This window comes from Streptomyces sp. NPDC041200, assembly GCF_055591805.1.
Window position 1 is genome coordinate 1 of sequence record NZ_JBVIZF010000136.1, and the last position, 1295, is coordinate 1295.

1 protein-coding gene is annotated in these 1295 nt (G+C 70.7%); it reads left to right on the plus strand.

Annotated elements, in window-relative coordinates; translation table 11 throughout:
* A partial coding sequence (locus ACZ6CL_RS42985; protein ID WP_468947038.1) for an acyltransferase domain-containing protein occupies nucleotides 1-1295 on the plus strand: 1295 nt, incomplete at both ends.

The window sequence follows — 1295 nt, forward strand, 5'->3', positions numbered from 1 at the left end:
GTGGTGGAGGCGCATGGGACGGGTACGTCGCTGGGGGACCCGATCGAGGCGCAGGCGCTGCTGGCGACGTACGGGCAGGAGCGTGCCGAGGACCGCCCGCTGTGGCTGGGTTCGCTGAAATCCAACATCGGCCACGCCCAGTCGGCTGCGGGTGTGGCTGGCGTGATCAAGATGGTGGAGGCGATGCGGCACGGTGTGCTGCCCAAGACGCTCCACGTCGACGCCCCGACCCCGGAAGTGGACTGGTCGGCGGGCTCGGTGGAGCTGCTGACCGAGGCCCGCGAGTGGCCCCGGCGCGAAGAGCCGCGCCGCGCCGGTGTCTCCTCCTTCGGGCTCAGCGGCACCAACGCCCATGTGATTCTCGAGGCGGCCGAGAGCGAGGTAGTGGAGGGCGGCGAGGTCGTCGAGCGGGTGGTGCCGGAGGGTGTGGTGCCGCTGGTGTTGTCCGCGAAGTCGCCGGAGGCGCTGCGGGCCCAGGCGGAGCGGCTGGCGTCCTTCGTGGGGAGCAACCCCGAGGTTGAGCTGTGCGATGTGGGCGCCTCGCTGGTGCGGTCGCGGGTGGGGTTTGACCACCGGGGTGTGGTGGTGGCGGGTTCGCGTGGTGACGCCGTCTCTGGGCTGGCGGGGTTGTCGGGTGCGGGCTCGGGTGGTGTGGGTGCTGGTGATGTGGTGTTCGTGTTCCCGGGGCAGGGGGCGCAGTGGGTGGGGATGGCCAGCGAACTGATCGCGTCGTCCCAGGTGTTCGCGGAGCACATGACCGCGTGTGAAGAGGCGCTGGCGCCCTTCGTGGACTGGTCGCTCCGCGATGCGCTGGGCGATGAGGCCCTGTTGGCGCGGGTGGATGTGGTGCAGCCGGTGTTGTGGGCGGTGATGGTGTCGTTGGCGGGGTTGTGGCGTTCGTTCGGTGTGGAGCCGGTCGCGGTGGTGGGGCATTCGCAGGGGGAGATCGCGGCGGCGTGTGTGGCGGGTGGGTTGTCTTTGGAGGATGGTGCGCTGGTGGTGGCGCGTCGGAGTCAGGTGATCGCGTCGCGGTTGGCCGGTGGTGGCGGGATGGCGTCGGTGGCGCTGTCGGCGGATGTGGTGGGGGGTCGGTTGGGTGAGGGGTTGTCGGTGGCGGCGGTCAATGGTCCGTCGTCGACGGTGGTGGCCGGTGAGGTCGGTGCGCTGGACGCCTTGACGGTGGCGTTGGAGGCGGAGGGGGTGCGGGTCCGGCGGGTGCCGGTGGATTACGCCTCGCATTCGGTCCAGGTGGAGGAGATCGAGGCGGAGTTGCTGGAGGTGCTGGGTTCGGTGCG